21 protein-coding genes are annotated in these 20203 nt (G+C 72.9%); 14 read left to right on the top strand and 7 right to left on the bottom strand.

Going from position 1 to position 20203, the window contains the following annotated elements; all coding sequences use genetic code 11:
• Window positions 1–191 precede the first annotated feature (191 nt).
• Window positions 192–608 carry an ASCH domain-containing protein gene (locus tag ABT238_RS20940; RefSeq protein ID WP_350570694.1) on the top strand — a complete coding sequence of 139 codons (417 nt, stop codon included), beginning with the start codon at window positions 192–194 and terminating at the stop codon, window positions 606–608.
• 60 nt (window positions 609–668) lie between these two features.
• On the opposite strand, the gene rsgA is transcribed toward ABT238_RS20940, so the two are convergent.
• On the bottom strand, window positions 669–1805 hold the full coding sequence (gene rsgA / locus ABT238_RS20935) for a ribosome small subunit-dependent GTPase A (RefSeq protein WP_350570668.1): 1137 nt from the start codon (window positions 1803–1805) through the stop codon (window positions 669–671).
• A gap of 267 nt (window positions 1806–2072) precedes the next feature.
• Window positions 2073–3368 carry a YihY/virulence factor BrkB family protein gene (locus tag ABT238_RS20930; RefSeq protein ID WP_350570670.1) on the bottom strand — a complete coding sequence of 432 codons (1296 nt, stop codon included), beginning with the start codon at window positions 3366–3368 and terminating at the stop codon, window positions 2073–2075.
• A gap of 188 nt (window positions 3369–3556) precedes the next feature.
• Here ABT238_RS20930 and ABT238_RS20925 point away from each other — a divergent pair, with 188 nt between their 5' ends.
• The 11 genes from ABT238_RS20925 to ABT238_RS20875 all read left to right on the top strand — a co-directional run bounded on the left by ABT238_RS20925 (window position 3557) and on the right by ABT238_RS20875 (window position 13494).
• Window positions 3557–3640 carry a putative leader peptide gene (locus tag ABT238_RS20925; RefSeq protein ID WP_310593185.1) on the top strand — a complete coding sequence of 28 codons (84 nt, stop codon included), beginning with the start codon at window positions 3557–3559 and terminating at the stop codon, window positions 3638–3640.
• A gap of 199 nt (window positions 3641–3839) precedes the next feature.
• The gene (locus ABT238_RS20920; RefSeq protein WP_350570672.1) at window positions 3840–5564 is read left to right on the top strand and encodes a nitrite/sulfite reductase; all 1725 of its coding nucleotides are present in this window, start codon (window positions 3840–3842) and stop codon (window positions 5562–5564) included.
• Window positions 5561–5740 carry an eL43 family ribosomal protein gene (locus ABT238_RS20915; protein WP_350570673.1) on the top strand — a complete coding sequence of 60 codons (180 nt, stop codon included), beginning with the start codon at window positions 5561–5563 and terminating at the stop codon, window positions 5738–5740. Before ABT238_RS20920 ends, ABT238_RS20915 begins: the two co-directional genes overlap by 4 nt.
• On the top strand, window positions 5721–6422 hold the full coding sequence (locus tag ABT238_RS20910) for a phosphoadenylyl-sulfate reductase (RefSeq protein ID WP_350570675.1): 702 nt from the start codon (window positions 5721–5723) through the stop codon (window positions 6420–6422). The genes ABT238_RS20915 and ABT238_RS20910 overlap by 20 nt, the downstream gene beginning before the upstream one ends.
• 93 nt (window positions 6423–6515) lie before the next feature.
• Entirely contained in the window at window positions 6516–7097 is a 582-nt protein-coding gene (cysC, locus tag ABT238_RS20905; RefSeq protein WP_350570696.1) for an adenylyl-sulfate kinase, read from the top strand.
• Entirely contained in the window at window positions 7094–8050 is a 957-nt protein-coding gene (gene cysD, locus ABT238_RS20900) for a sulfate adenylyltransferase subunit CysD (protein WP_350773919.1), read from the top strand. The genes cysC and cysD overlap by 4 nt, the downstream gene beginning before the upstream one ends.
• Window positions 8050–9390 carry a sulfate adenylyltransferase subunit 1 gene (locus ABT238_RS20895; protein WP_350773899.1) on the top strand — a complete coding sequence of 447 codons (1341 nt, stop codon included), beginning with the start codon at window positions 8050–8052 and terminating at the stop codon, window positions 9388–9390. The genes cysD and ABT238_RS20895 overlap by 1 nt, the downstream gene beginning before the upstream one ends.
• Before the next feature lie 276 nt (window positions 9391–9666).
• Window positions 9667–10824 (top strand): aliphatic sulfonate ABC transporter substrate-binding protein, encoded by a 1158-nt coding sequence (locus tag ABT238_RS20890; RefSeq protein ID WP_350773883.1) that lies wholly within the window; start codon window positions 9667–9669, stop codon window positions 10822–10824.
• Window positions 10825–10990: 166 nt separating this feature from the next.
• Window positions 10991–11794, top strand: a complete 804-nt coding sequence (locus ABT238_RS20885) for an ABC transporter ATP-binding protein (protein WP_350570681.1) — start codon at window positions 10991–10993, stop codon at window positions 11792–11794.
• Window positions 11781–12692, top strand: coding sequence for an ABC transporter permease (locus ABT238_RS20880; protein WP_350570682.1), 912 nt, complete (start codon window positions 11781–11783; stop codon window positions 12690–12692). Before ABT238_RS20885 ends, ABT238_RS20880 begins: the two co-directional genes overlap by 14 nt.
• A gap of 10 nt (window positions 12693–12702) precedes the next feature.
• Entirely contained in the window at window positions 12703–13494 is a 792-nt protein-coding gene (locus tag ABT238_RS20875; RefSeq protein WP_350773853.1) for a sirohydrochlorin chelatase, read from the top strand.
• Between the two features lie 4 nt (window positions 13495–13498).
• On the opposite strand, the gene ABT238_RS20870 is transcribed toward ABT238_RS20875, so the two are convergent.
• On the bottom strand, window positions 13499–13810 hold the full coding sequence (locus ABT238_RS20870; RefSeq protein WP_350773843.1) for a CopG family antitoxin: 312 nt from the start codon (window positions 13808–13810) through the stop codon (window positions 13499–13501).
• Between the two features lie 290 nt (window positions 13811–14100).
• On the opposite strand from ABT238_RS20870, the gene ABT238_RS20865 reads away from it, so the two are divergent.
• Window positions 14101–15375: an IS256 family transposase gene (locus ABT238_RS20865; RefSeq protein ID WP_350773833.1), complete on the top strand. Its 1275-nt coding sequence runs from the start codon at window positions 14101–14103 to the stop codon at window positions 15373–15375.
• A gap of 299 nt (window positions 15376–15674) precedes the next feature.
• Here ABT238_RS20865 and ABT238_RS20860 read toward each other — a convergent pair whose 3' ends face one another.
• Together ABT238_RS20860 and ABT238_RS20855 are read right to left on the bottom strand one after the other, a co-directional pair.
• On the bottom strand, window positions 15675–15998 hold the full coding sequence (locus tag ABT238_RS20860; RefSeq protein WP_350570688.1) for a DMT family transporter: 324 nt from the start codon (window positions 15996–15998) through the stop codon (window positions 15675–15677).
• 5 nt (window positions 15999–16003) lie between these two features.
• Window positions 16004–16672, bottom strand: a complete 669-nt coding sequence (locus ABT238_RS20855) for an FMN-dependent NADH-azoreductase (protein ID WP_350773814.1) — start codon at window positions 16670–16672, stop codon at window positions 16004–16006.
• Between the two features lie 146 nt (window positions 16673–16818).
• On the opposite strand from ABT238_RS20855, the gene ABT238_RS20850 reads away from it, so the two are divergent.
• Entirely contained in the window at window positions 16819–17430 is a 612-nt protein-coding gene (locus ABT238_RS20850; RefSeq protein WP_350773797.1) for a TetR/AcrR family transcriptional regulator, read from the top strand.
• Window positions 17431–17468: 38 nt separating this feature from the next.
• Here ABT238_RS20850 and ABT238_RS20845 read toward each other — a convergent pair whose 3' ends face one another.
• Together ABT238_RS20845 and ABT238_RS20840 are read right to left on the bottom strand one after the other, a co-directional pair.
• Window positions 17469–18194 (bottom strand): ricin-type beta-trefoil lectin domain protein, encoded by a 726-nt coding sequence (locus tag ABT238_RS20845; protein ID WP_350563487.1) that lies wholly within the window; start codon window positions 18192–18194, stop codon window positions 17469–17471.
• Window positions 18195–18485: 291 nt separating this feature from the next.
• Complete coding sequence (locus tag ABT238_RS20840) at window positions 18486–20189, bottom strand: DEAD/DEAH box helicase (protein ID WP_502891455.1); 1704 nt, start codon at window positions 20187–20189, stop codon at window positions 18486–18488.
• Between the last annotated feature and the right edge of the window lie 14 nt (window positions 20190–20203).

The following is a 20203-nucleotide window of genomic DNA, read 5'->3' as shown; positions in this document are numbered from 1 at the left end:
CTGTCCAGTCTGCGGCACCCGGCGGCCCTCGACTGGCGGGAATCGGACACGGGCGTCATGGACCGGGCGGGCGGAAAAATCGCGCGCCCCGGCGTCCGCCGGCCGGATAGCCTGCGCACGGCCCCGCCCCCCGATCCCAGGAGGTCCCTCCCGTGTCCGAGCAGCCCTACACCGGTGCGGACGACCCGCGGGTGACCGCCCTGCGGGTCGAGGAGTTCGCCTTCCCCGGCCCGCTGCGCGACCGGCTGGTCGACGCCGTGCTGTCCGGCGCGAAGACCAGCACCACCGGTCTGCTCACCGAGTACGAGCGGGAGGGCGAGCCGCTGCCGGCGGCCGGCACCCGCGGGGCGGTGGTCGACTCGGCCGGGCGGGTCGTCGCGGTGACCGAGACCACCGAGGTCAGGGTCGTCCCGCTCGGCGAGGTCGACCTGCGGCACGCCCTCGACGAGGGCGAGGGGTACGCGTCGGTCGCCGAGTGGCGGGCCGGGCACGAGCGGTTCTGGCACAGCGAGGAGCTGCGCGCCGCGCTGGGCGAGCCGGCGTTCACCGTCGACGACACCACGGCCGTCGTCCTGGAGCGCTTCCGGCTGGTGGCCGACTTCCGCTGACGCCAGGTGCGCCGGGGCGCCGGCGGCGGGGCGGGCGCCCCGCCGCCGGCGGCCCGGTGGTCACCACTTCACGGTTCCGCCCGCCGCGCGCATGGTCTTGGTGATGGTCTTCCACTTCTTCACCCGGGCCGAGGCCAGCCGGGCGTCCGAGCGGGAGGCGATCCACTCGTTCTCCCGCTGGAGCTTGCGGTAGCTCTCCATCCGGCGCTCCGGCAGCGAGCCGTCCGCGAGCGCCTCCCGCACCGCGCAGCCGGGCTCGCTCTCGTGGTTGCAGTCGTGGAAGCGGCACCGCTCGGCCAGCTCCTCGATGTCGGCGAAGGCGAGCGCCACGCCCTCGCCGCCGTAGAGGCCGACCTCGCGCAGCCCGGGGGTGTCGATCAGCACCCCGCCGCCGGGCAGCGGCACGAGCTCGCGGGTGGTCGTGGTGTGCCGGCCCTTCTGGTCGCCGGAGCGGGCCTCCTGCACGGCCATCACGTCGACCCCGGCGAGCACGTTGGTCAGGGTGGACTTGCCGACGCCGGACTGCCCGAGCACGGCGGTGGTGCCGGGGGTGCAGGCGCGCAGCACGTCGATCCCCTCGCCGGTCTCGGCGCTGACCACCAGCACGGTGACGCCGGGCGCGGCGGCCTCGACGTCGGCCCGGATGAAGTCGGCGTCGTCGACCAGGTCGGCCTTGGTGAGCGCGACCAGCGGCTCGGCGCCGGACTCCCAGGCCAGGGCGAGGAAGCGCTCGATCCGCCCGAGGTCGGGCTCGGCGGCGAGCGAGGCGGCGACCACCACGGTGTCGACGTTGGCGGCGAGCACCTGGCCGTCGGAGCGCTTGCCGGCGACCTTGCGGATGATGGCGGTGGAGCGCGGCAGCAGGGCGGCGACCGCGGGCATCGGCAGCCCGTCGGAGAGGTCGACGGCGGCCCAGTCCCCGGTGCACGGGCAGTTGATCATGTCGGCGTCGCCGACCTGCCGGGTGTCGGCCCGGACGGTGCGCAGCTCGCCGGTCGCGGGATCGGCGAGCACGACGTCGCACTGGCCGCGGTCGACCCGGACGATCCGGGCCGCGGCCAGCCCGGCCTCGGCGAGCGGCGCGAACAGCTCGTCGAGCTCGGCCGTCCAGCCGTAGCCGGCGAGCGGGGAGACGGCGTCCGGAGAGCCGTCGGTGGAAAGGGGGGAGGAAGACGGAACGGAGGCAGCGTTGAACAACGCAGTGGGCCCTTCGGGAGGAAATGATCCCGCCGGGCTGCTGCGGCTGCGTGCGCGAAGGGCTACGTCAGCCGGCGGCCGGCAGGGAGAGGAGGACGCGGGTGCTGCCCAGGGCAGCCGTCATGACAGTCGTGGTCACGAGGCTCACCTCCTGCTTTCTCTCCTCGGCGCGGCGCCGACGCCGCCCGAACCGGACGCTCACACGCTAGCGGGCCCGCGCGGTGCTGCCAACCGGTTTTTCACCCGCGGTTCCTTCCGCCCCACGGCTCAGCGCTGGTCCCACGGGGGCCGCGGCGGGCGGGTCGGCAGGGGGTACTCGGGCGGCGGCGCGGTGGGGCGGTCGCTGTCCGGCGGCGGCGGGGCGGGGCGGTGGTGCGGTCCGCCGCCGCGGGCGGTGAGGCGGCCGCGGACGTTGTCGGCGGCGAGCACGTCGGCCCACCGCTCGGGGTACTCGGAGGGCACGTCGACGTCCTCGCCCTCGTCCTCCCAGTACTCCTCCTCGCCGCCCTCGGCCAGGCCCAGCTCGCGTGCCCGGCGGGCCCGCTCGACGGCGCGCCGGGCGGCCACCTCGCGGACCACGGCGGCGGCCGCCTCCTCCTGGGCGCGCTCGTTCTCGGCGCGGGCGTCGGCGGTCTCCAGGGTGGGCCAGCGGCGGTCTATGGCCGCGTTCATGGCGGCGCCGATGAGCACCGCGAGCGCCACCACGAAGATCCACAGCAGCACGGCCACCGGCGCGGCCAGCGAGCCGTACACCGAGTGGCCCTCGATCGAGCTGACCAGGTACAGCCGCAGCGCCACGCTGCAGAAGACCAGCACCACCAGGGCGACCAGGGCGCCGGGGATGTCCTCGCGCCAGGGCGTGGAGACCGGCACCGCCAGGTGGTAGAGCGTGGTCAGCGAGACGATCAGCAGCAGGATCGCGAACGGCCAGTAGATCGCGTTGAGCAGCCCGGCGCTCTCCGGCACGGCGTTGGTCACCAGTTCGGGGCCGGTCATCAGCAGCGGCAGCACCAGCGAGCCGATCACCAGCGCGCCGAGGTAGAGGCCCAGCGACATCAGCCGGGTCTTGACGATGCCGCGCCGGCCGTCCAGCCCGTACATCACGGTGATGGTGTCGATGAAGATGTAGAGCGCCCGCGAGCCGGACCAGAGCGACAGCAGGAAGCCGATCGAGATCAGGTCCGGCCGGGTCTGGTCGAAGACCTGCCGCAGCAGCGGCTGGACGACCTCGGTGATGGAGGAGTCCGAGAGGACCGTGCCGGCCGCCCTGACGATGTCGGCCTTCAGCTTGTCGATGGTGCCGGCGCCGAGGAAGTCGTCCAGGTAGCCGAGCGTGCCGGCCAGGCAGAGCAGCAGCGGTGGGATGGAGAGGAGGGTGAAGAACGCCGCCTCCGCGGCGAGTCCGGTGACCCGGTACTCGACGCAGGTGTTGGTGGTGTCCTTGACCAGGGCCCAGGCGGTGGTCCGCCAGGTGATCTGCTTGGCCGCCCTCCGGGAGCCCTTGCCCCGACGACGGGAGGGCCGCTCGGGGTTCGGCCTGGTCGTTTCGCCTGCTGCTTGCACAGGGGTAACGGTATCGGGCCGGAACCGGTCGGCCGATCTCCCGGGGTCCGCACGCCGCGTGGAGGTCCCGCGGGGCCCGGATCGGCGGGAGCGGCGGGAACGCTCGGGCATCTCATGATCCGAAACCAGGGCATCCAGAATACGGACGTTAGTGGACCGCGAGTCGTGCGCCGTGCGAATCTCTTGCCATGCCGAGCGCCGGAACCACCCTAGTAGGTCGACTCCACGTCGATCTCCTTCGCGTGTCCAGCGCCATCTGTCCGGTGACCTGAGCCCGACCCCGCCGCCTCCCACGCACCCGGCGCCACCTCCCCCCGCCATCCCCGCCGAAGCGGATGCGCAGGCGCCCGCCCGGCCACCGCCACTGCTCGTCCGGCCTTGAGAAATCCGCAGGTCACAGCAGCACCGCACCGCCGAGCACGCCCCGCGACCCACCCGGCGTCAGAGCCACCTGCCCCGAAGGACTTCACCATGGCCACCACCCCCGAGACCGCCGAGCCCACGGCCGACAGCGCCCCCGCGCGCCGCCCCGCCGCCGCTCGCAAGGTGACCCGTCACCGCGGCGAGGGCCAGTGGGGCATGGGCCACTACACCCCTCTGAACGCCAACGAGCAGTTCAAGAAGGACGACGACGGTCTCAACGTGCGGACACGTATTGAGACGATCTACGCGCACCGGGGCTTCGACTCGATCGACCCGGCCGACCTGCGCGGCCGGATGCGCTGGTGGGGTCTGTACACCCAGCGCAAGGAGGGCATCGACGGCGGCAAGACGGCGATCCTGGACCCGCACGAGCTCGACGCCGAGTACTTCATGCTCCGCGTCCGGATCGACGGCGGCCGGCTGACGGTCGCCCAGCTGCGCGCGATCGCCGAGGTCTCCGAGCAGTACGGCCGCAACACCGCCGACCTGACCGACCGCCAGAACGTCCAGTACCACTGGATCCGGATCGAGGACGTCCCGGCGATCTGGCAGAAGCTGGAGGCCGTCGGCCTGTCCACCACCGAGGCCTGCGGCGACACCCCGCGCGTCATCCTCGGCTCCCCGGTGGCCGGCATCGCCGAGGACGAGATCATCGACGGCACCTCCGCCATCGAGGAGATCCAGCGACGCTTCATCGGCAACAAGGACTTCTCCAACCTGCCGCGCAAGTTCAAGTCCGCCGTCTCCGGCTCCCCGCTGCTGGACGTCGCCCACGAGATCAACGACGTCGCCTTCGTCGGCGTGGTCCACCCCGAGCACGGCCCGGGCTTCGACCTCTGGGTCGGCGGCGGCCTGTCCACCAACCCGAAGCTCGGCGTCCGGCTCGGCGCCTGGGTCCCGCTGGACGAGGTCGCCGACGTCTACGGCGGCGTCATCGGCATCTTCCGCGACTACGGCTACCGCCGGCTGCGCAACCGCGCCCGGCTGAAGTTCCTGGTCGCCGACTGGGGCAGCGAGAAGTTCCGCCAGGTGCTGGAGGACGAGTACCTCAAGTACAAGCTGATCGACGGCCCCGCCCCCGAGGAGCCCAGCGGCCGCTGGCGCGACCACGTCGGCGTGCACCGGCAGAAGGACGGCAACTACTACGTCGGCTTCGCGCCGCGGGTCGGCCGGGTCGACGGCGCGCTGCTCGGGCGGATCGCCGACCTCGCCGAGGCGCACGGCAGCGACCGCCTGCGCACCACCGCCGAGCAGAAGATGATCGTCCTCGACGTCCCCGGGGACCGGGTCGAGTCGCTGGTGGCCGGCCTGGAGGAGCTGGACCTGCGGGTCACCCCCTCGCCGTTCCGCCGCGGCACCATGGCCTGCACCGGCATCGAGTACTGCAAGCTCGCCATCGTCGAGACCAAGGAGCGCGGCCGCACCCTCATCGACGAGATGGAGAAGCGGCTGCCCGACTTCGACGAGCCGCTGACCATCAACATCAACGGCTGCCCGAACGCCTGCGCCCGCATCCAGGTCGCGGACATCGGTCTCAAGGGCCAGCTGGTGACGGACGAGCAGGGCAACCAGGTCGAGGGCTACCAGGTGCACCTGGGCGGCGCGCTCGGCCTGGAGGCCGGCTTCGGCCGCAAGGTCCGCGGCCTCAAGGTCACCAGCGAGGGCCTGCCCGACTACGTCGAGCGGGTGCTGACCCGGTACCGGGAGGACCGCGCCGAGGGCGAGCGCTTCGCCCAGTGGGCGGCCCGGGCCGGCGAGGAGCAGCTGTCGTGAGCGAGCGTGCGGCCCCCTTCTTCTGCCCGTACTGCGGGGACGAGGACCTGCGCCCCTCCGAGGCCGGGCACGGCGCCTGGGAATGCCACGGGTGCCGCCGGGCCTTCCAACTGAAGTTCCTCGGCCTGCTGTCACCGACCAACGGGGGTAACCGGAGTGACCGGCACGACGACTGACCACGAGGAGCTGGCCACCCGGGCCGGCCGTGAGCTGGAGGAGGCCACCCCGCAGGAGATCCTGCGCTGGGCCGCCGACACCTTCGGCAAGCGCTTCTGCGTCACCTCCTCCATGGAGGACGCGGTCGTCGCCCACCTGGCCTCCTCGGTCTTCCCCGGCGTGGACGTGGTCTTCCTGGACACCGGCTACCACTTCGCCGAGACCATCGGCACCCGGGACGCGGTGGCGGCGACCATGCCGGTCAACGTCATCACGCTCACCCCGGCGCTGACCGTGGCCGAGCAGGACGCCCGGTACGGGCCGCACCTGCACGACCGCGACCCGGACCTGTGCTGCTCGCTGCGGAAGGTCGAGCCGCTGAACCGCGGCCTCGGCGGCTACGACGCCTGGGCCACCGGACTGCGCCGCGACGAGTCCCCGACCCGCGCGAACACCCCGGTGGTCGCCTGGGACGCCCGGCGCCGCAAGGTCAAGATCGCCCCGATCGCCCGCTGGACGCAGGAGGACGTGGACGCCTACGTCGCCGCCAACGGTGTGCTGCTCAACCCGCTGCTGTGGGAGGGCTACACCTCCGTCGGCTGCTCCCCGCTCTCCTGCACCCGCAAGCCGGGCGAGGGCGAGGACGCCCGGGCCGGACGCTGGTCCGGCTCCGGCAAGACCGAGTGCGGCATCCACCTCTGAACCTGGACGACCCGCACCGCCCGCACGGCCCGCACCGCCCGAACACCCGTCAACCCCGTTCTAAGGACTTCAAACGTGACGACAGCCGACACCCTGGCCGCCGCCGGAGCCGCAGAGGCGGCCCGCGCGGCCGGCCCCTGCGAGCGCGGCGCCACCGTGTGGCTGACCGGGCTGCCGAGCGCGGGCAAGACCACGCTCGCCTTCGCCCTGGCCGAGCGGCTGCGCGCCGAGGGCCACCGGGTCGAGGTCCTGGACGGCGACGAGATCCGCGAGTTCCTCTCCAAGGGCCTCGGCTTCAGCCGCGAGGACCGGCACACCAACGTCACCCGGATCGGCTTCGTCGCCGAGAAGCTCGCCGCCAACGGCGTCAAGGTGCTCGCCCCGGTGATCGCGCCCTACGCCGACTCCCGCGCCGCCGTGCGCGAGCGGCACGCCGAGCACGGCACCGAGTTCCTGGAGATCCACGTCGCCACCCCGGTCGAGCTGTGCGCCGAGCGCGACGTCAAGGGGCTGTACGCGAAGCAGGCGGCCGGCGAGATCTCCGGCCTCACCGGCGTCGACGACCCCTACGAGGCCCCCGAGCACCCGGAGCTGCGGCTCCAGACCCAGGGCCGCGCGGTCACCGAGTCCGCCGCCGAGCTGCACGCCTTCCTGACCGAGAGGGGCCTGGCATGACCACCGCGACCCAGAGCCTGGTGCAGGCCGAGGACCCCAACGGGAATTCCGGGGGGCCCTTCGCGCTGTCCCACCTGGACGCGCTGGAGGCCGAGTCGGTGCACATCTTCCGCGAGGTCGCGGGGGAGTTCGAACGCCCGGTGATCCTGTTCTCCGGCGGCAAGGACTCCATCGTCATGCTGCACCTGGCGCTCAAGGCCTTCTGGCCGGCCGCCGTCCCCTTCTCGCTGCTGCACGTCGACACCGGCCACAACTTCCCCGAGGTCATCGCCTACCGGGACCGCGTGGTGGCCGAGCACAACCTGCGGCTGCACGTCGCCTCGGTGCAGGACTTCATCGACCGCGGCGTGCTGCGCGAGCGCCCCGACGGCACCCGCAACCCGCTGCAGACCGTCCCGCTGCTCGACGCCATCGAGAAGGGCCGCTTCGACGCCGTCTTCGGCGGCGGCCGCCGCGACGAGGAGAAGGCCCGCGCCAAGGAGCGCGTCTTCTCGCTGCGCGACGAGTTCGGCGCCTGGGACCCGCGCCGCCAGCGCCCCGAGCTGTGGTCGCTCTACAACGGCCGGCACGCCGTCGGCGAGCACGTGCGCGTCTTCCCGCTCTCCAACTGGACCGAGCTGGACGTCTGGCAGTACATCGAGCGCGAGAACATCGAGCTCCCCGGGATCTACTACGCCCACGAGCGCGACGTCTTCGCCCGCGCCGGCATGTGGCTGACCGCCGGCGAATGGGGCGGCCCCAAGGAGAACGAGCCCGTCGAACGGCGGCTGATCCGCTACCGCACCGTCGGTGACATGTCCTGCACCGGTGCCGTCGACTCCGACGCCACCACCATCCAGGCCGTCATCGCCGAGATCGCCGCCAGCCGCCTCACCGAGCGCGGCGCCACCCGCGCCGACGACAAGCTCTCCGAGGCCGCGATGGAAGACCGCAAGCGCGAGGGATACTTCTAATGAGCACCACCCAGACCGGCACGCCCCAGACCGGCACCGCCACCTCGCTGCTGCGCTTCGCGACCGCCGGCTCCGTCGACGACGGCAAGTCCACCCTGGTCGGCCGCCTGCTGCACGACTCCAAGTCGGTGCTGGCCGACCAGCTGGAGGCCGTCGAGCGCGTCTCCCTGGGCCGCGGCCAGGACGCGCCCGACCTCGCGCTGCTCACCGACGGCCTGCGCGCCGAGCGCGAGCAGGGCATCACCATCGACGTCGCCTACCGCTACTTCGCCACCCCCAGGCGGCGGTTCATCCTCGCCGACACCCCCGGGCACGTGCAGTACACCCGGAACATGGTCACCGGCGCCTCCACCGCCGAGCTGGCCGTCGTCCTGGTCGACGCCCGCAACGGCGTGGTCGAGCAGACCCGCCGGCACGCCGCCGTCGCCGCCCTGCTGCGGGTGCCGCACGTGGTGCTGGCCGTCAACAAGATGGACCTGGTCGACTACGCCGAGCCGGTCTTCGCCGCCATCGCCGCCGAGTTCACCGCCTACGCGGCCTCGCTCGGCGTCAAGGACGTGGTGGCCGTCCCGATCTCCGCGCTCGCCGGGGACAACGTCGTCGAGCCGTCCGCGCACATGGACTGGTACGGCGGCCCCACCCTGCTGGAGCACCTGGAGACCGTGCCGGTCGGCAGCGACCCGAGCGTCGAGCCGGCCCGCTTCCCGGTCCAGTACGTGATCCGCCCGCAGACCGAGGAGCACCCGGACTACCGCGGCTACGCGGGCCAGCTGGCCTCCGGCGTGCTGCGCGTCGGCGACGCCGTCACCGTGCTGCCGTCGGGCCACACCACCACCGTCACCGGCATCGACGCCCTCGGCCGCGCCACCGACCTCGCCTGGGCCCCCCAGTCGGTCACCGTGCGCCTCGCCGACGACATCGACATCTCCCGCGGCGACCTCATCGCGGCCGGCGCCGCGCCCGTCCCCACCAAGGACATCGAGGCGACCGTCAGCCACCTCAACGAGCGGCCGCTGCGGGCCGGCGACAAGGTGCTGCTCAAGCACACCACCCGCACGGTGCGCGCGATGGTCAAGGAGATCACCTACCGGATCGACATCGACACCCTCGAACAGCGCTCCGGCGCCGAGGGGCTGAACGTCAACGACATCGGCCACGTGGTGCTGCGCACCGCCGAGCCGCTGGCGCTCGACGCCTACACCGACAACCGCCGGACCGGCTCGTTCCTGCTGATCGACCCGGCCGACGGCACCACCCTCACCGCCGGCATGGCGGGCGAGGCCTTCGAGACCGTACGCACCACCGACGCCAACGAACCCGACGAGGAGGACTGGGTCTGATGCCCAGCGAGGCGTTCTCGGGCATGGACAAGGAAGGCGGCCGCATCGGCAGCGGCGTCCTCGGCAGTGGCCAGGGCGGCCTGACGCGATGTGTGGGCCGACAGGGCTGAGAACGCCCTGTCACCGGGCCGACGCAGCTGTTCCGCCCCCCACAGCAGGCGCAGCAGCGCCCCGGCCCGGCTTGCCCGGCACCCCGCACGGTGCCGCAAGCACGACCTTGACCGAACGTCCGCCCGGGACCGCTTCCTGACGGTCCGTCCGCGAACAGGACTCACCATGGCACCGAACCAGGCACTTCCGCATACCTCCGCACGCCCCGGCGCCGGCCGGATCAGACGCTCCGCCGCGACCGCCGTGGCCGGCCTCACCGCCGTCGCGCTGCTCTCCGCCTGCGGGTACGGCTCCAAGGACGACGACAAGAAGTCCAACACCGCCGCCCCCGCCGGTGATTCCGCCTCCGGCGCCAAGCTGTCCGCCGACACCGTGAAGATCGGCTACTTCGCCAACCTGACCCACGGCACCCCGCTGGTCGGCCTCCAGGACGGCATATTCCAGAAGGAGCTCGGCTCCACCCAGATCAAGACCCAGGTCTTCAACGCGGGCCCGGCCGAGATCGAGGCGCTGAACGCCGGCTCCATCGACATCGGCTGGATCGGCCCCTCCCCGGCGATCAACGGCTACACCAAGTCCGAGGGCAAGTCGCTGAAGATCATCGGCGGTTCGGCCTCCGGTGGCGTCAAGCTGGTGGCCAACCCGGACAAGGTCGCCTCGCTGGACGACCTCAAGGGCAAGAAGATCGCCACCCCGCAGCTGGGCAACACCCAGGACGTGGCGCTGCTCAACTACCTGGCCGGCAAGGGCTACAAGGTCGACGCCCAGTCCGGCGCCGGCGACGTCAGCGTGGTGCGCAGCGACAACAAGGTCACCCCGGACGCCTACAAGCAGGGCTCCATCGACGCCGCCTGGGTGCCCGAGCCGACCGCCTCCAAGCTGGTCACCCTCGGGGCGAAGGTCCTGCTCAACGAGAAGGACATCTGGCCGGACAAGAAGTTCGTGATCACCAACATCATCGTCTCGCAGAAGTTCCTCACGGAGCACCCCGACGTGGTCGAGGCCGTGCTGCGCGGCTCGGTGAACACCAACGCCTACATCAAGGCCAACCCGGAGAAGGCCAAGGCCACCGCCAACGAGGCGATCAAGAAGGAGGCCGGCAACGCGCTGGAGCCGGCCATCCTCGACCCGGCCTGGGCCGACATCGACTTCCTGGACGACCCGCTGGCCGCCACCCTGCAGACCGAGGCCGACAACGCCGTCACCGCCGGCCTGCTCAAGAAGCCGAACCTGAACGGCATCTACGACCTCACCCTGCTCAACAAGGTGCTCAAGGACAAGGGGCAGAGCCCCGTCGCGGACGCCGGTCTCGGCGCCAAGTAGCGCCCACAGGACCGCACCACCGCGCCCGGAACCCCGCGGTCCGGCCCCCGCCCCGCCCGAACCGATGCCCGCTCGATGCCCCGAGCCCGGGCCGGGCGGGGGCCCGGACCCCGGCCCCTCTCCCTGACACCAGATGCCAGACCACACCACGCAGGAGGTGCCCGGAATGACTCCGGCACTGACCACCTCGGACGACGCCCCCGGCGTCGGCACTCGCGACGGCTCCCCCGCCGTCCGGATCTCGCACGTCCACAAGTCCTTCGGCCGCCCCGGCGCGCAGACCCACGTCCTGGACGACATCAGCCTCGATGTCGCCCCCGGCGAGTTCGTCACGCTGCTCGGCGCCTCGGGCTGCGGCAAGTCCACCCTGCTCAACCTGGTCGCCGGCCTCGACAAGCCCAGTTCGGGCAGCATCGAGGTGCCCGGAGGACGCCCCGCGCTGATGTTCCAGGAACACGCGCTCTTCCCCTGGCTCACGGCCGGCAAGAACATCGAACTCGCCCTCAAGCTCGCCGGCGTCCCCCGCCCCGAGCGCCGCCCCGAGGCCGAGCGGCTGCTCGAACTCGTCCGGCTCCAGGACTCCTACGGCAAGCGGGTGCACGAGCTGTCCGGCGGCATGCGCCAGCGCGTCGCGCTGGCCCGCGCGCTCGCCCAGGGCAGCCAGGTGCTGCTCATGGACGAGCCGTTCGCCGCGCTCGACGCCATCACCCGCGACGTACTGCACAACGAGATCACCCGGATCTGGGCCGAGCGGAACCTGTCGGTCCTCTTCGTCACCCACAACGTGCGCGAGGCCGTCCGGCTCGCCCAGCGCGTGGTGCTGCTCTCCTCCCGCCCCGGCCGGGTCGCCCGCGAGTGGCGCATCGACCTCCCGCAGCCCCGCCGGATCGAGTCCTCCGGCGTGGCCGACCTGTCCATCGAGATCACCGAAGAACTGCGTGGGGAGATCCGCCGCCATGGCCAGCACTGACACCACCACCAAGACGGCGTCGGCCCACGGCGGCACCGTCGCCGACTTCGCGAGCGTCGGGTCGGGCCTGGACGCGCTGGACGCGGTCGTCACCCAGCGCAACTCCACCACCGAGACGCTGCGGCAGAAGGTCCTGCCCCCGCTGCTCGGAGTCGTCCTGGTGCTCGCCCTGTGGCAGGGCGCGTACAGCCTGCACGTCACCAGCGAGTACAAGCTCCCCAGCCCGCTGGACGTCTGGCGGGCCGCCGAGGACCTCTGGTACCAGGGCACGCTGTTCTCGATCATCTGGACCAGCGTCTGGCGCGGTCTGTCCGGCTTCCTCGTCGCGCTCGTCATCGGCACCCCGATCGGCCTGCTCGTCGCCCGGGTCAAGCCGGTGCGCGCCGCGCTCGGCCCGGTGCTCTCCGGCCTCCAGTCGCTGCCCTCGGTCGCCTGGGTGCCCGCCGCCGTCATCTGGCTCGGCATCAACGACTCGATGATGTACGCCGTCATCCTGCTCGGCGCCGTCCCGTCCATCGCCAACGGCCTGGTCGCGGGCATCGACCAGGTCCCGCCGCTGTTCCTGCGGGCCGGCCGCACCATCGGCGCCACCGGCCTCACCGGCGCCCGGCACATCCTGCTGCCCGCCGCCCTGCCCGGCTACCTGGCCGGACTCAAGCAGGGCTGGGCCTTCTCCTGGCGCTCGCTGATGGCCGCCGAACTCGTCGCCTCCTCCCCCGACCTGGGCCTGGGCCTGGGCCGGTTCCTGGAGAACCAGCGCGAGTTCTCGGACATGGCGGGCGTGCTGCTCGGCATCATCCTCATCCTGTTCGTCGGCATCGCCATCGAACTGCTCGTCTTCACCCCGGTCGAGCGCCGGGTGCTGCGCAACCGCGGCCTGCTGGGCACCGGTAAGTGAGGCTCCCCGCATGACCGAACGCCGGCTGCCCGCCGCCCCCGCCACCCCGGTGGCGGCGGGCAGCCCCGCCCTGCTGCTGATCGCCCACGGCAGCCGCGACCCGCGGCACGCCGCGGCCGTCGCCGCGCTGGTCGCCCAGGTGCGGGCGCTGCGGCCCGGCCTGGACGTCGCCACCGCCTACCTCGACCACTGCGCCCCGCGCATCCCGCAGGTGCTGGACCGGCTGGGGCCGGGCGCGGTGGCCGTGCCGCTGCTGCTCAACCGGGCCTTCCACGCCAAGCACGACATCCCCGCCGCCCTGCGCGCGGCCGGCGCCGACCTGCCGGTGGCCGATGTGCTGGGGCCGTCGCCGCTGTTGCTCGCCGCGCTGGACCGGCGGCTCACCGAGGCCGCGCCGGAGCTCGCCTCCCCCGCCGCGCGCGCCCGCACCGGCGTCGTGCTCGCCGCCGCCGGCTCCTCCGACCCCGCGGCCGACGCCGCCACCCGGGCGGTCGCCGCCGAGTGGCGCCGCACCCGCGGCTGGGCCGCCGTCGAGGTCGCCTACGCCTCCGCGAGCGGCCCGCGGGTGCCCGACGCCGTCTCCGCCCTGCGCCGTTCCCCCGCCGTCGACCGGGTCGCCGTCTCCCCCTACCTGCTCGCCCCCGGCCTGCTCCCCGACCGCATCGCCGAAGCCGCCGGGGCGTCCGCCGCCGACCACCTCGCCGCCACCCTCGCCCCCACCCCCGACCTCGCCCGCCTCCTCCTCACCCGCTACGACGAGGCCCACGCGGCGGCCAGGACCACCCCGGCCCTCACCGCCTGAACACTCAGGAGGCCCTGCGGTGCTGGTACTCCGCCACCGCCGCGGTGATCACACTGAGCGGGACCACCGCCTCCTGGTCCGCAACGGCCGCCTCGATCCACTCCCGCATGATCACCGTCGGCTTGATCCCCCGGGCCTGCGCCCGCCGCCGGACCTCGTCCATCACGGGCTTCGGCAATCTGAGCGAAGTCGTGATCATCACCGACTCGGCGGGCAGCGGCTCCGCCGGCTCGGCCGCCATGATCTCGTCCTCGGTCAGTTCGTGCGTCTCGTAGAACTCGGCCAGCGCTTCGAGGTCCGCACCGCTGTCCGTCATCTGCCACCCTCAACTCGTCCGCTTGAGGAACAAGCGCCGCTCGGAGCCGGTCATGTCCCGCGCTGTGACGCAGTACCGTCCGGACCTCACCGCGGCGCTCACCACCAGCACCACCACCAGGTGACGCCCGGCATCCGTCACCCCGAGGCAGAGCGTCGTCCCTTCACGCCCCGAGGTGAACCACCTCGGCCGCGTGAACAGCGAGCGTGTCTGAAAGATCGTGTAAGTCCGTGATGTGACAGGCTGGCCGAGGCTCGGTCTCGGGTCTTGGCCGGCCGGAACGGACGGACATGACTACTGACAGCGAGAACCCGGTCGTCGAGACGGTCGGGGACGAGTTGGTGGACGAGGTCGTCGAGCGTCTGATGGACCGGGCCGATGCCTCCGGGGCGGCCCTGCTCGGCGAGGGTGGCCTGCTGACCCGGGTCACCAGGACCGTGCTGGAACGGGCCCTGGAGGCCGAGATGACCGAGCACCTGGGCTACGAGAAGCACGACCCGGCCGGCCGGGGCTCGGGCAACAGCCGTAACGGCACCTCGACGAAGACCGTGCTGACCGATGTCGGGGCGGTGACGGTCGCGGTGCCCCGGGACCGCAACGGGGACTTCGAGCCGCTGCTGGTGCCGAAGAACGCGCGGCGGCTGGCTGGGTTCAACGAGCGGATCCTGTCACTGTACGCGCGCGGCATGAGCGTGCGCGACATCCGCTCCCACCTGGCCGCCATCTACGGCGTCGAGGTCAGTCCGGACCTGATCAGCAAGGTCACCGACGCCGTCACCGACGAGCTCGCCGCGTGGCAGAACCGGCCGCTGGACGCGGTCTGGCCGATTATCTACATCGACGCCCTGTGGGTGAAGATCCGCACCGGCTCGGTGAGTTCGAAACCGGTCTACCTCGCGGTCGGGGTGGACATGGACGGGCGCAAGGACGTACTTGGGCTGTGGGCCGGTTCCGAGGGTGAGGGCGCGACCACGTGGATGGCCGTGCTGTCCGAACTGCGCAACCGTGGTGTCGAGGACGTGTGCATCGTCGCCTGCGACGGGCTGAAGGGCCTGCCCGAGGCGGTGACCGCGACCTGGCCCCGTGCCACGGTCCAGACGTGTGTGATCCACCTGATCCGGGGGTCTCTCAGGCTGGCGGCCAAGCGGGACCATCCCAAGCTGGTGCCGGCGCTGAAGGCCGTCTACACGGCCGCGACCGAGCAGGCCGCCGAGCACGCGCTGGAGGAGTTCGCCGATTCCGAGCTCGGCGCCCGCTACCCGGCGATCGTCCAGACCTGGCAGCGGGCCTGGCCCGAGTTCACGCCCTACCTGGCGTTCCCGCCCGCAATAAGGAAGGTCGTCTACTCGACGAACATGGTCGAGTCGATCAACTCCCGACTGCGGAAGGCCACCCGCAACCGCGGCCACTTTCCCTCCGAACAGGCCGCGTTGAAGGTGCTCTACCTCGCCGTCCGAGAGCTGATCGCTCCCCGGGCACGCGACGTCAACCACGTCGCCGCACACTGGAAGGAGGCGCTGAACCAGTTCTCACTCTTCTTCGAGGACCGGCTCAGCATCCAATGACCACAAGGGGCTTACACAAGATCCCTTACACGCCCTGAACAGCCTGCTCCACTTCGTCCGGAGTCACCCCGTGCCTGGCGATGTGCTCCTCGGACCGGTCGGTCCAGTAGGTCTCGGCCTGTACGACAAAGAGCGTGTTGCAAACGCATTGCATTCGGCCAATCGGTGTCACCCTGGCGGGCTACGCGCGCGCATGCGTTCGACCGGCGCGCGGTGGGTTCGCGCGCCGGTCGGCGGCCGTCGCACCGTTCCCCGGGGTCGTGGCGCGACGTGGGTCCCGGGGTGCCGGCGCGGCGGGGTCAGGGGGTGGTGGTGCCCAGGTGGACGGTGATGAGGCCGGCGGTGATCAGGGTGAGGCCGGCCAGGGCGGTGAGGGACGGGACTTCGTGGCGGACGGCGAGGGCGGTCAGGACGGTGCCGATGGTGCCGATGCCGGTGAAGACGGCGTAGGAGGTGCCGACCGGGAGGTCCTGGAGGGCGCGGGAGAGCAGGTAGACCGCACCCAGCATGAGGACGAGGCACAGGGCGGTCTGCGGGAGCCGGGTGAACCCGCGGGTCGGCTCGATGGACTGCGCCCAGGCCACCTCCACCACCCCGGCCAGCAGCAGCCAGATCCACGGCACGGCGCTCAGTCCTCCCTCGGGATGCGGTAGCCGACCAGCTTGGTGCCCAGCTCGCCGGCCCGGTGCAGCGCGTCGGCGAGGGACTCCCGGTGCTGCCCGACCCGCCCGGCCAGGGCGGGGTCGACCAGGGAGTTGACGAGCTCGGCGGCGATCACCTCGGTATCCTCGACCGCGTAGTGGCCGCGGACGAAGTCGCTCAGGTAGCGGCCGTTGTGGTCGTAGGGCTCGCGCGGGGTGCCGGGCCCGTAGGCGCCGCCGCGCGCGGCGACCACCACGAACTTGCGCGGGGCGAGCACCATCTTCGGGAAGGTGACCTGGTCGATCCAGGCCTTGAGCGCGGCGGGGATGCCGAAGTTGTACATCGGCGCACCGATCAGCACCGCGTCCGCCGCGACGAGTTCGTCGAGCAGCGGCCGGACGACCGCCCAGGCCTCGCGCTCCTCCCCGGTGCGGACCGCCTCGCCGTAGCGGGCGATGTCGGTGATGCCCTCGCGCAGCAGGGTGTCGCAGATCCGGGTCCAGCCCTCGCGGATCGGCGGCAGGGGGTCGGCGGCGAGGTCGCGGTGGGTGACCTCGCCGCCGCCGGCCTCCCAGGCGTCGGCGAAGGCCGCGCCGAGGCGGCGGGTGAAGGAGTCGGTGCGCGCGCTGCTGTCGAGGTGCAGGAGGTGGGACACGGTGAACCCCCGGGAACGGTTGGGCGGGACGGAGCCGCCGAAACAAGCGGACATCACGTCCACTTGCTGGCACCGCCTACGCTAGAGGGAAGTGGACAGCATGTCCACTTCCCTCTAGTGCCCACTTCCCTCTACCGTTGCTCCCCATGACGACGGAACTCCCGCTGGCCGACGGCCCGCCGCCCCGCGAGCGGGCCGACGCGGCCCGCAACCGGGCCAAGGTGCTCGCCGCCGCCGAACGGCTCTTCGCCGAGGGCGACCCGACCGCCGTCACCATGGACGACATCGCCCGGACGGCCGGCATCGGCCGCGGCACGCTCTACCGCCGCTACCCGGACCGCGCCTCGATCGCCCGCGCCCTGCTCGACGAGCACGAGCGCGCCCTCCAGGAGCGGCTGCTGCGCGGCGCCCCGCCGCTCGGCCCCGGCGGCGCGGACGGCGCCGCGCCCGCCCCGGCCGAGCGGCTGGCCGCCTTCTACGCGGCGATGGTCGAGCTGCTGGAGACCCATGTGCACCTGGTGCTCGGCGCGGAGACCGGCGCCGCCCGCTACCGCACAGGCGCCTACGCGTTCTGGCGGCTGCACGTCACCCACCTGGCGCGCGAGGCCGGCCGGCCGGACCCGGAGGTCCTGGCCGACCAGCTGCTCGCCCCGCTCGCCCCCGAGCTCTTCCGCCACCAGCGCGACGGCGGCCTCACCCCGGAACGGATCACGGCGGCCCTCGCCGCCCTGGCACACGGCGTGCTGGGCCGGGACTGAACGGATACCGGACGGCAGCCGGACCGCTGCCCGACGGGTCAGGCGGGCACGTGCCAGACCTGGTTGGCGGCGCCGTTGCAGTCCCAGATGCCCAGCTGGTTGCCGTTGGCGGTGGAGAAGCCGAGGTCGTCCAGGCAGCGCCCGGACTGCGGGTTGAGGATCGAGCCGTCGGCGCGGACCTGCCACTGCTGCGCGCCGGTGCCGTTGCAGGTGTACAGCTGGATCTTGGTGCCGTTGGCGGTGTTGCCGCCGGAGACGTCCATGCACTTGTTGAAGGCGCGGACGGTGCCGTCCACCGCGATCTTCCACTGCTGCGCGTTGGTGCCGTTGCAGTCGTAGATCTGGACGGGGGTGCCGTCGGAACTGCCGGCGCCCTTCACGTCGACGCACTTGTCCGCGTAGCCGGTGATCTGCCCGACCGGGCCGGCGGGCTGGGTGGGCAGCCGGCCGCCGTAGACGACGTGCGGGAAGACGACGGTGTCGTTGATGCCGCAGGAGCCGACCGACGTGCCGTCGCCGGCCACCGCGTAGCCGTTGACGGGCCGGGAGAACTGCACCGTGTGGTCGGCGTTCCAGTACTGACAGGTGGCGGTGACCCACCAGACCTGCAGCGGGTCGATGCCGGAGCAGACGCCGTAGGCGTTCCAGCTGCCGGTGTAGGTGTAACAGCCCCCGGCCGCCTGGGCGCTGACGGCCGGTGTGGCGAGGGAGGCGGCGGCGCCCAGCAGCGCGGCGGTGGAGAGGAGGGCGGCGGTACGACGCATCGGAAGGTCCTTCCGGAGACGGGGGAACCGGACGACCCGCATGACAGGGAACCGTGATGACGGTGCGACAGTTGTGCGGGCCGCGTGAAAGCGTCGGGGGATGCCTGGCCACGGTCAACAACGCGGGGGAACGATCACGCCAACGGTCCGTCCACGGAGGGAGGCCGGAGCGGGCGGGCGGGCGGAGACAGCGGCAGGCCGGGGCTCCGGGCGATCCGGCCGGAAAGCACCGCGGCCCGGCTCCCCCGTGCGGGGGAACCGGGCCGTCGGACGTCAGGCCGTGCCGGTCGCTCAGTCGGCCTTGCGGCGCTGGCGGCCGGTGCCGTAGTTGGCGCCGGACTTGGAGCCGCTGCCCGGCTTCGCCCGGCCCGCGGAGCGGCCGATGAAGCCGGCCGCCTGGCGCGACGCGCCGCCGCCCTGGCCGCCGGCCGCGCCGCCGCCACCGCCACCGAGGCGCTGCTTGGGCCGGGGGCGGCGCGGGTTGCCGTTCATGTCGACGTCCGCCGGCAGCGCCGAGCGCTTGCCGGAGCGGCGGCGCTGGCCGCCGGAGGTCTTCGCCTGGCCCGGCTCCTCGCCGGCCGGGGCCGCGGTGGCCGCCGGGGCGGGCACGGTCAGGGCGACCGGCACGCCGCTCGGGGTGCGGGCGCCGGTGATCCGGCTCAGCTCGGCGTCGCCGGGGCGGACCTTGGTGGTGGTCGGACGGATCCCGGCCACCGTCATCAGCCGGCCGACCTCGCGCCGCTGGTCGGGCAGCACCAGGGTGACGACCGTGCCGGACTCGCCGGCCCGGGCGGTGCGGCCGCCGCGGTGCAGGTAGTCCTTGTGGTCGATCGGCGGGTCGACGTTGACGACCATGTCCAGGCCGTCGATGTGGATGCCGCGGGCGGCGACGTTGGTGGCGATCAGCGCGGTGACGTGGCCGTCCCGGAACTGGTCGAGCACCCGGTTGCGCTGCGGCTGGGACTTGCCGCCGTGCAGGGCGGCGGCCTTCACGCCGTTGGCGAGCAGCTGCTTGGCGAGCCGGTCGGCGCCGTGCTTGGTGTGCACGAACATGATCACGCGCCCGTCGCGGGAGGCGATGTGGGCGGTGGTGGACGCCTTGTCGGCCGGGTCGAGCTGGAGCACGTGGTGGTCCATGGTGGTGACCGCGCCGGCCGAGGGGTCGACGGAGTGGGTCACCGGGTCGCTCAGGAAGCGCTTGACCAGCCGGTCGACGTTGCGGTCCAGGGTGGCGGAGAACAGCATCCGCTGCCCGCCCTCGGCGACCTGCTCCAGCAGCTTGGTGACCTGCGGCAGGAAGCCCATGTCGGCCATCTGGTCGGCCTCGTCGAGCACGGTGATCGCGACGTCGGAGAGCCGGACGTCGCCGCGGCCGATCAGGTCGTCCAGCCGGCCGGGGGTGGCGACGAGGACCTCGGCGCCGCGCCGCACCGCGTTGGCCTGCCGGGTGATCGACATGCCGCCGACGACGGTGGCGATCCGCAGGTTGACGGCGGTGGCGTAGGGGGTGAGCGCCTCGGTGACCTGCTGGGCCAGCTCGCGGGTGGGCGTCAGCACCAGCGCCAGCGGGTGGCGGGCGTCGGCGCGCTTCCCGGCGGTGCGGGCGAGCAGCGGCAGGCCGAAGGCGAGCGTCTTGCCGGAGCCGGTGCGGCCGCGGCCGAGCACGTCACGGCCGGCGATCGAGTCGGGCAGCGTGGCGGCCTGGATCGGGAACGGCTCGGTGACGCCCTCGCGGGTCAGCGCGGACAGGATCGCCTTGGGCATCTCCAGCTCGGCGAAGCTCGCCGCCGGCGGCCGGGCCGGGGTGCCCTGGACGACGGTGAAGTCGGCGGGCTCGGCGACGCGCGGGGTGGTGCGGCGCGGCGGCCGGGAGGACGCGCCGGCGCGCGGGGTGCCGGCGCGCGGGGTGGCGGCGCCGGTGCGCGGGGCGCCGGAGCGGCCGCGGGGCTTGCGGGTACGGCCGCCGTCGCGGGCCGGCTGGGCAGGGGTGGTCACAGGGTTTCTCCGTC

The sequence above is a fragment of the Kitasatospora sp. NPDC001527 genome, from assembly GCF_040298605.1.
In the GTDB taxonomy this organism is placed as follows: Bacteria; Actinomycetota; Actinomycetes; order Streptomycetales; family Streptomycetaceae; genus Kitasatospora.
This window is presented reverse-complemented; position numbering and strand designations above follow the sequence as displayed.

Bases quoted from the DNA above. Each gene is read 5' to 3' on its own strand.
- ABT238_RS20925 (WP_310593185.1), top strand. From the start codon at position 3,557: ATGCCGAGCGCCGGAACCACCCTAGTAGGTCGACTCCACGTCGATCTC.
- ABT238_RS20920 (WP_350570672.1), top strand. From the start codon at position 3,840: ATGGCCACCACCCCCGAGACCGCCGAGCCCACGGCCGACAGCGCCCCC.
- cysD (WP_350773919.1), top strand. From the start codon at position 7,094: ATGACCACCGCGACCCAGAGCCTGGTGCAGGCCGAGGACCCCAACGGG.
- ABT238_RS20895 (WP_350773899.1), top strand. From the start codon at position 8,050: ATGAGCACCACCCAGACCGGCACGCCCCAGACCGGCACCGCCACCTCG.
- ABT238_RS20890 (WP_350773883.1), top strand. From the start codon at position 9,667: ATGGCACCGAACCAGGCACTTCCGCATACCTCCGCACGCCCCGGCGCC.
- ABT238_RS20885 (WP_350570681.1), top strand. From the start codon at position 10,991: ATGACTCCGGCACTGACCACCTCGGACGACGCCCCCGGCGTCGGCACT.
- ABT238_RS20880 (WP_350570682.1), top strand. From the start codon at position 11,781: ATGGCCAGCACTGACACCACCACCAAGACGGCGTCGGCCCACGGCGGC.
- ABT238_RS20875 (WP_350773853.1), top strand. From the start codon at position 12,703: ATGACCGAACGCCGGCTGCCCGCCGCCCCCGCCACCCCGGTGGCGGCG.
- ABT238_RS20870 (WP_350773843.1), bottom strand. From the start codon at position 13,810: ATGACGGACAGCGGTGCGGACCTCGAAGCGCTGGCCGAGTTCTACGAG.
- ABT238_RS20865 (WP_350773833.1), top strand. From the start codon at position 14,101: ATGACTACTGACAGCGAGAACCCGGTCGTCGAGACGGTCGGGGACGAG.
- ABT238_RS20850 (WP_350773797.1), top strand. From the start codon at position 16,819: ATGACGACGGAACTCCCGCTGGCCGACGGCCCGCCGCCCCGCGAGCGG.
- ABT238_RS20845 (WP_350563487.1), bottom strand. From the start codon at position 18,194: ATGCGTCGTACCGCCGCCCTCCTCTCCACCGCCGCGCTGCTGGGCGCC.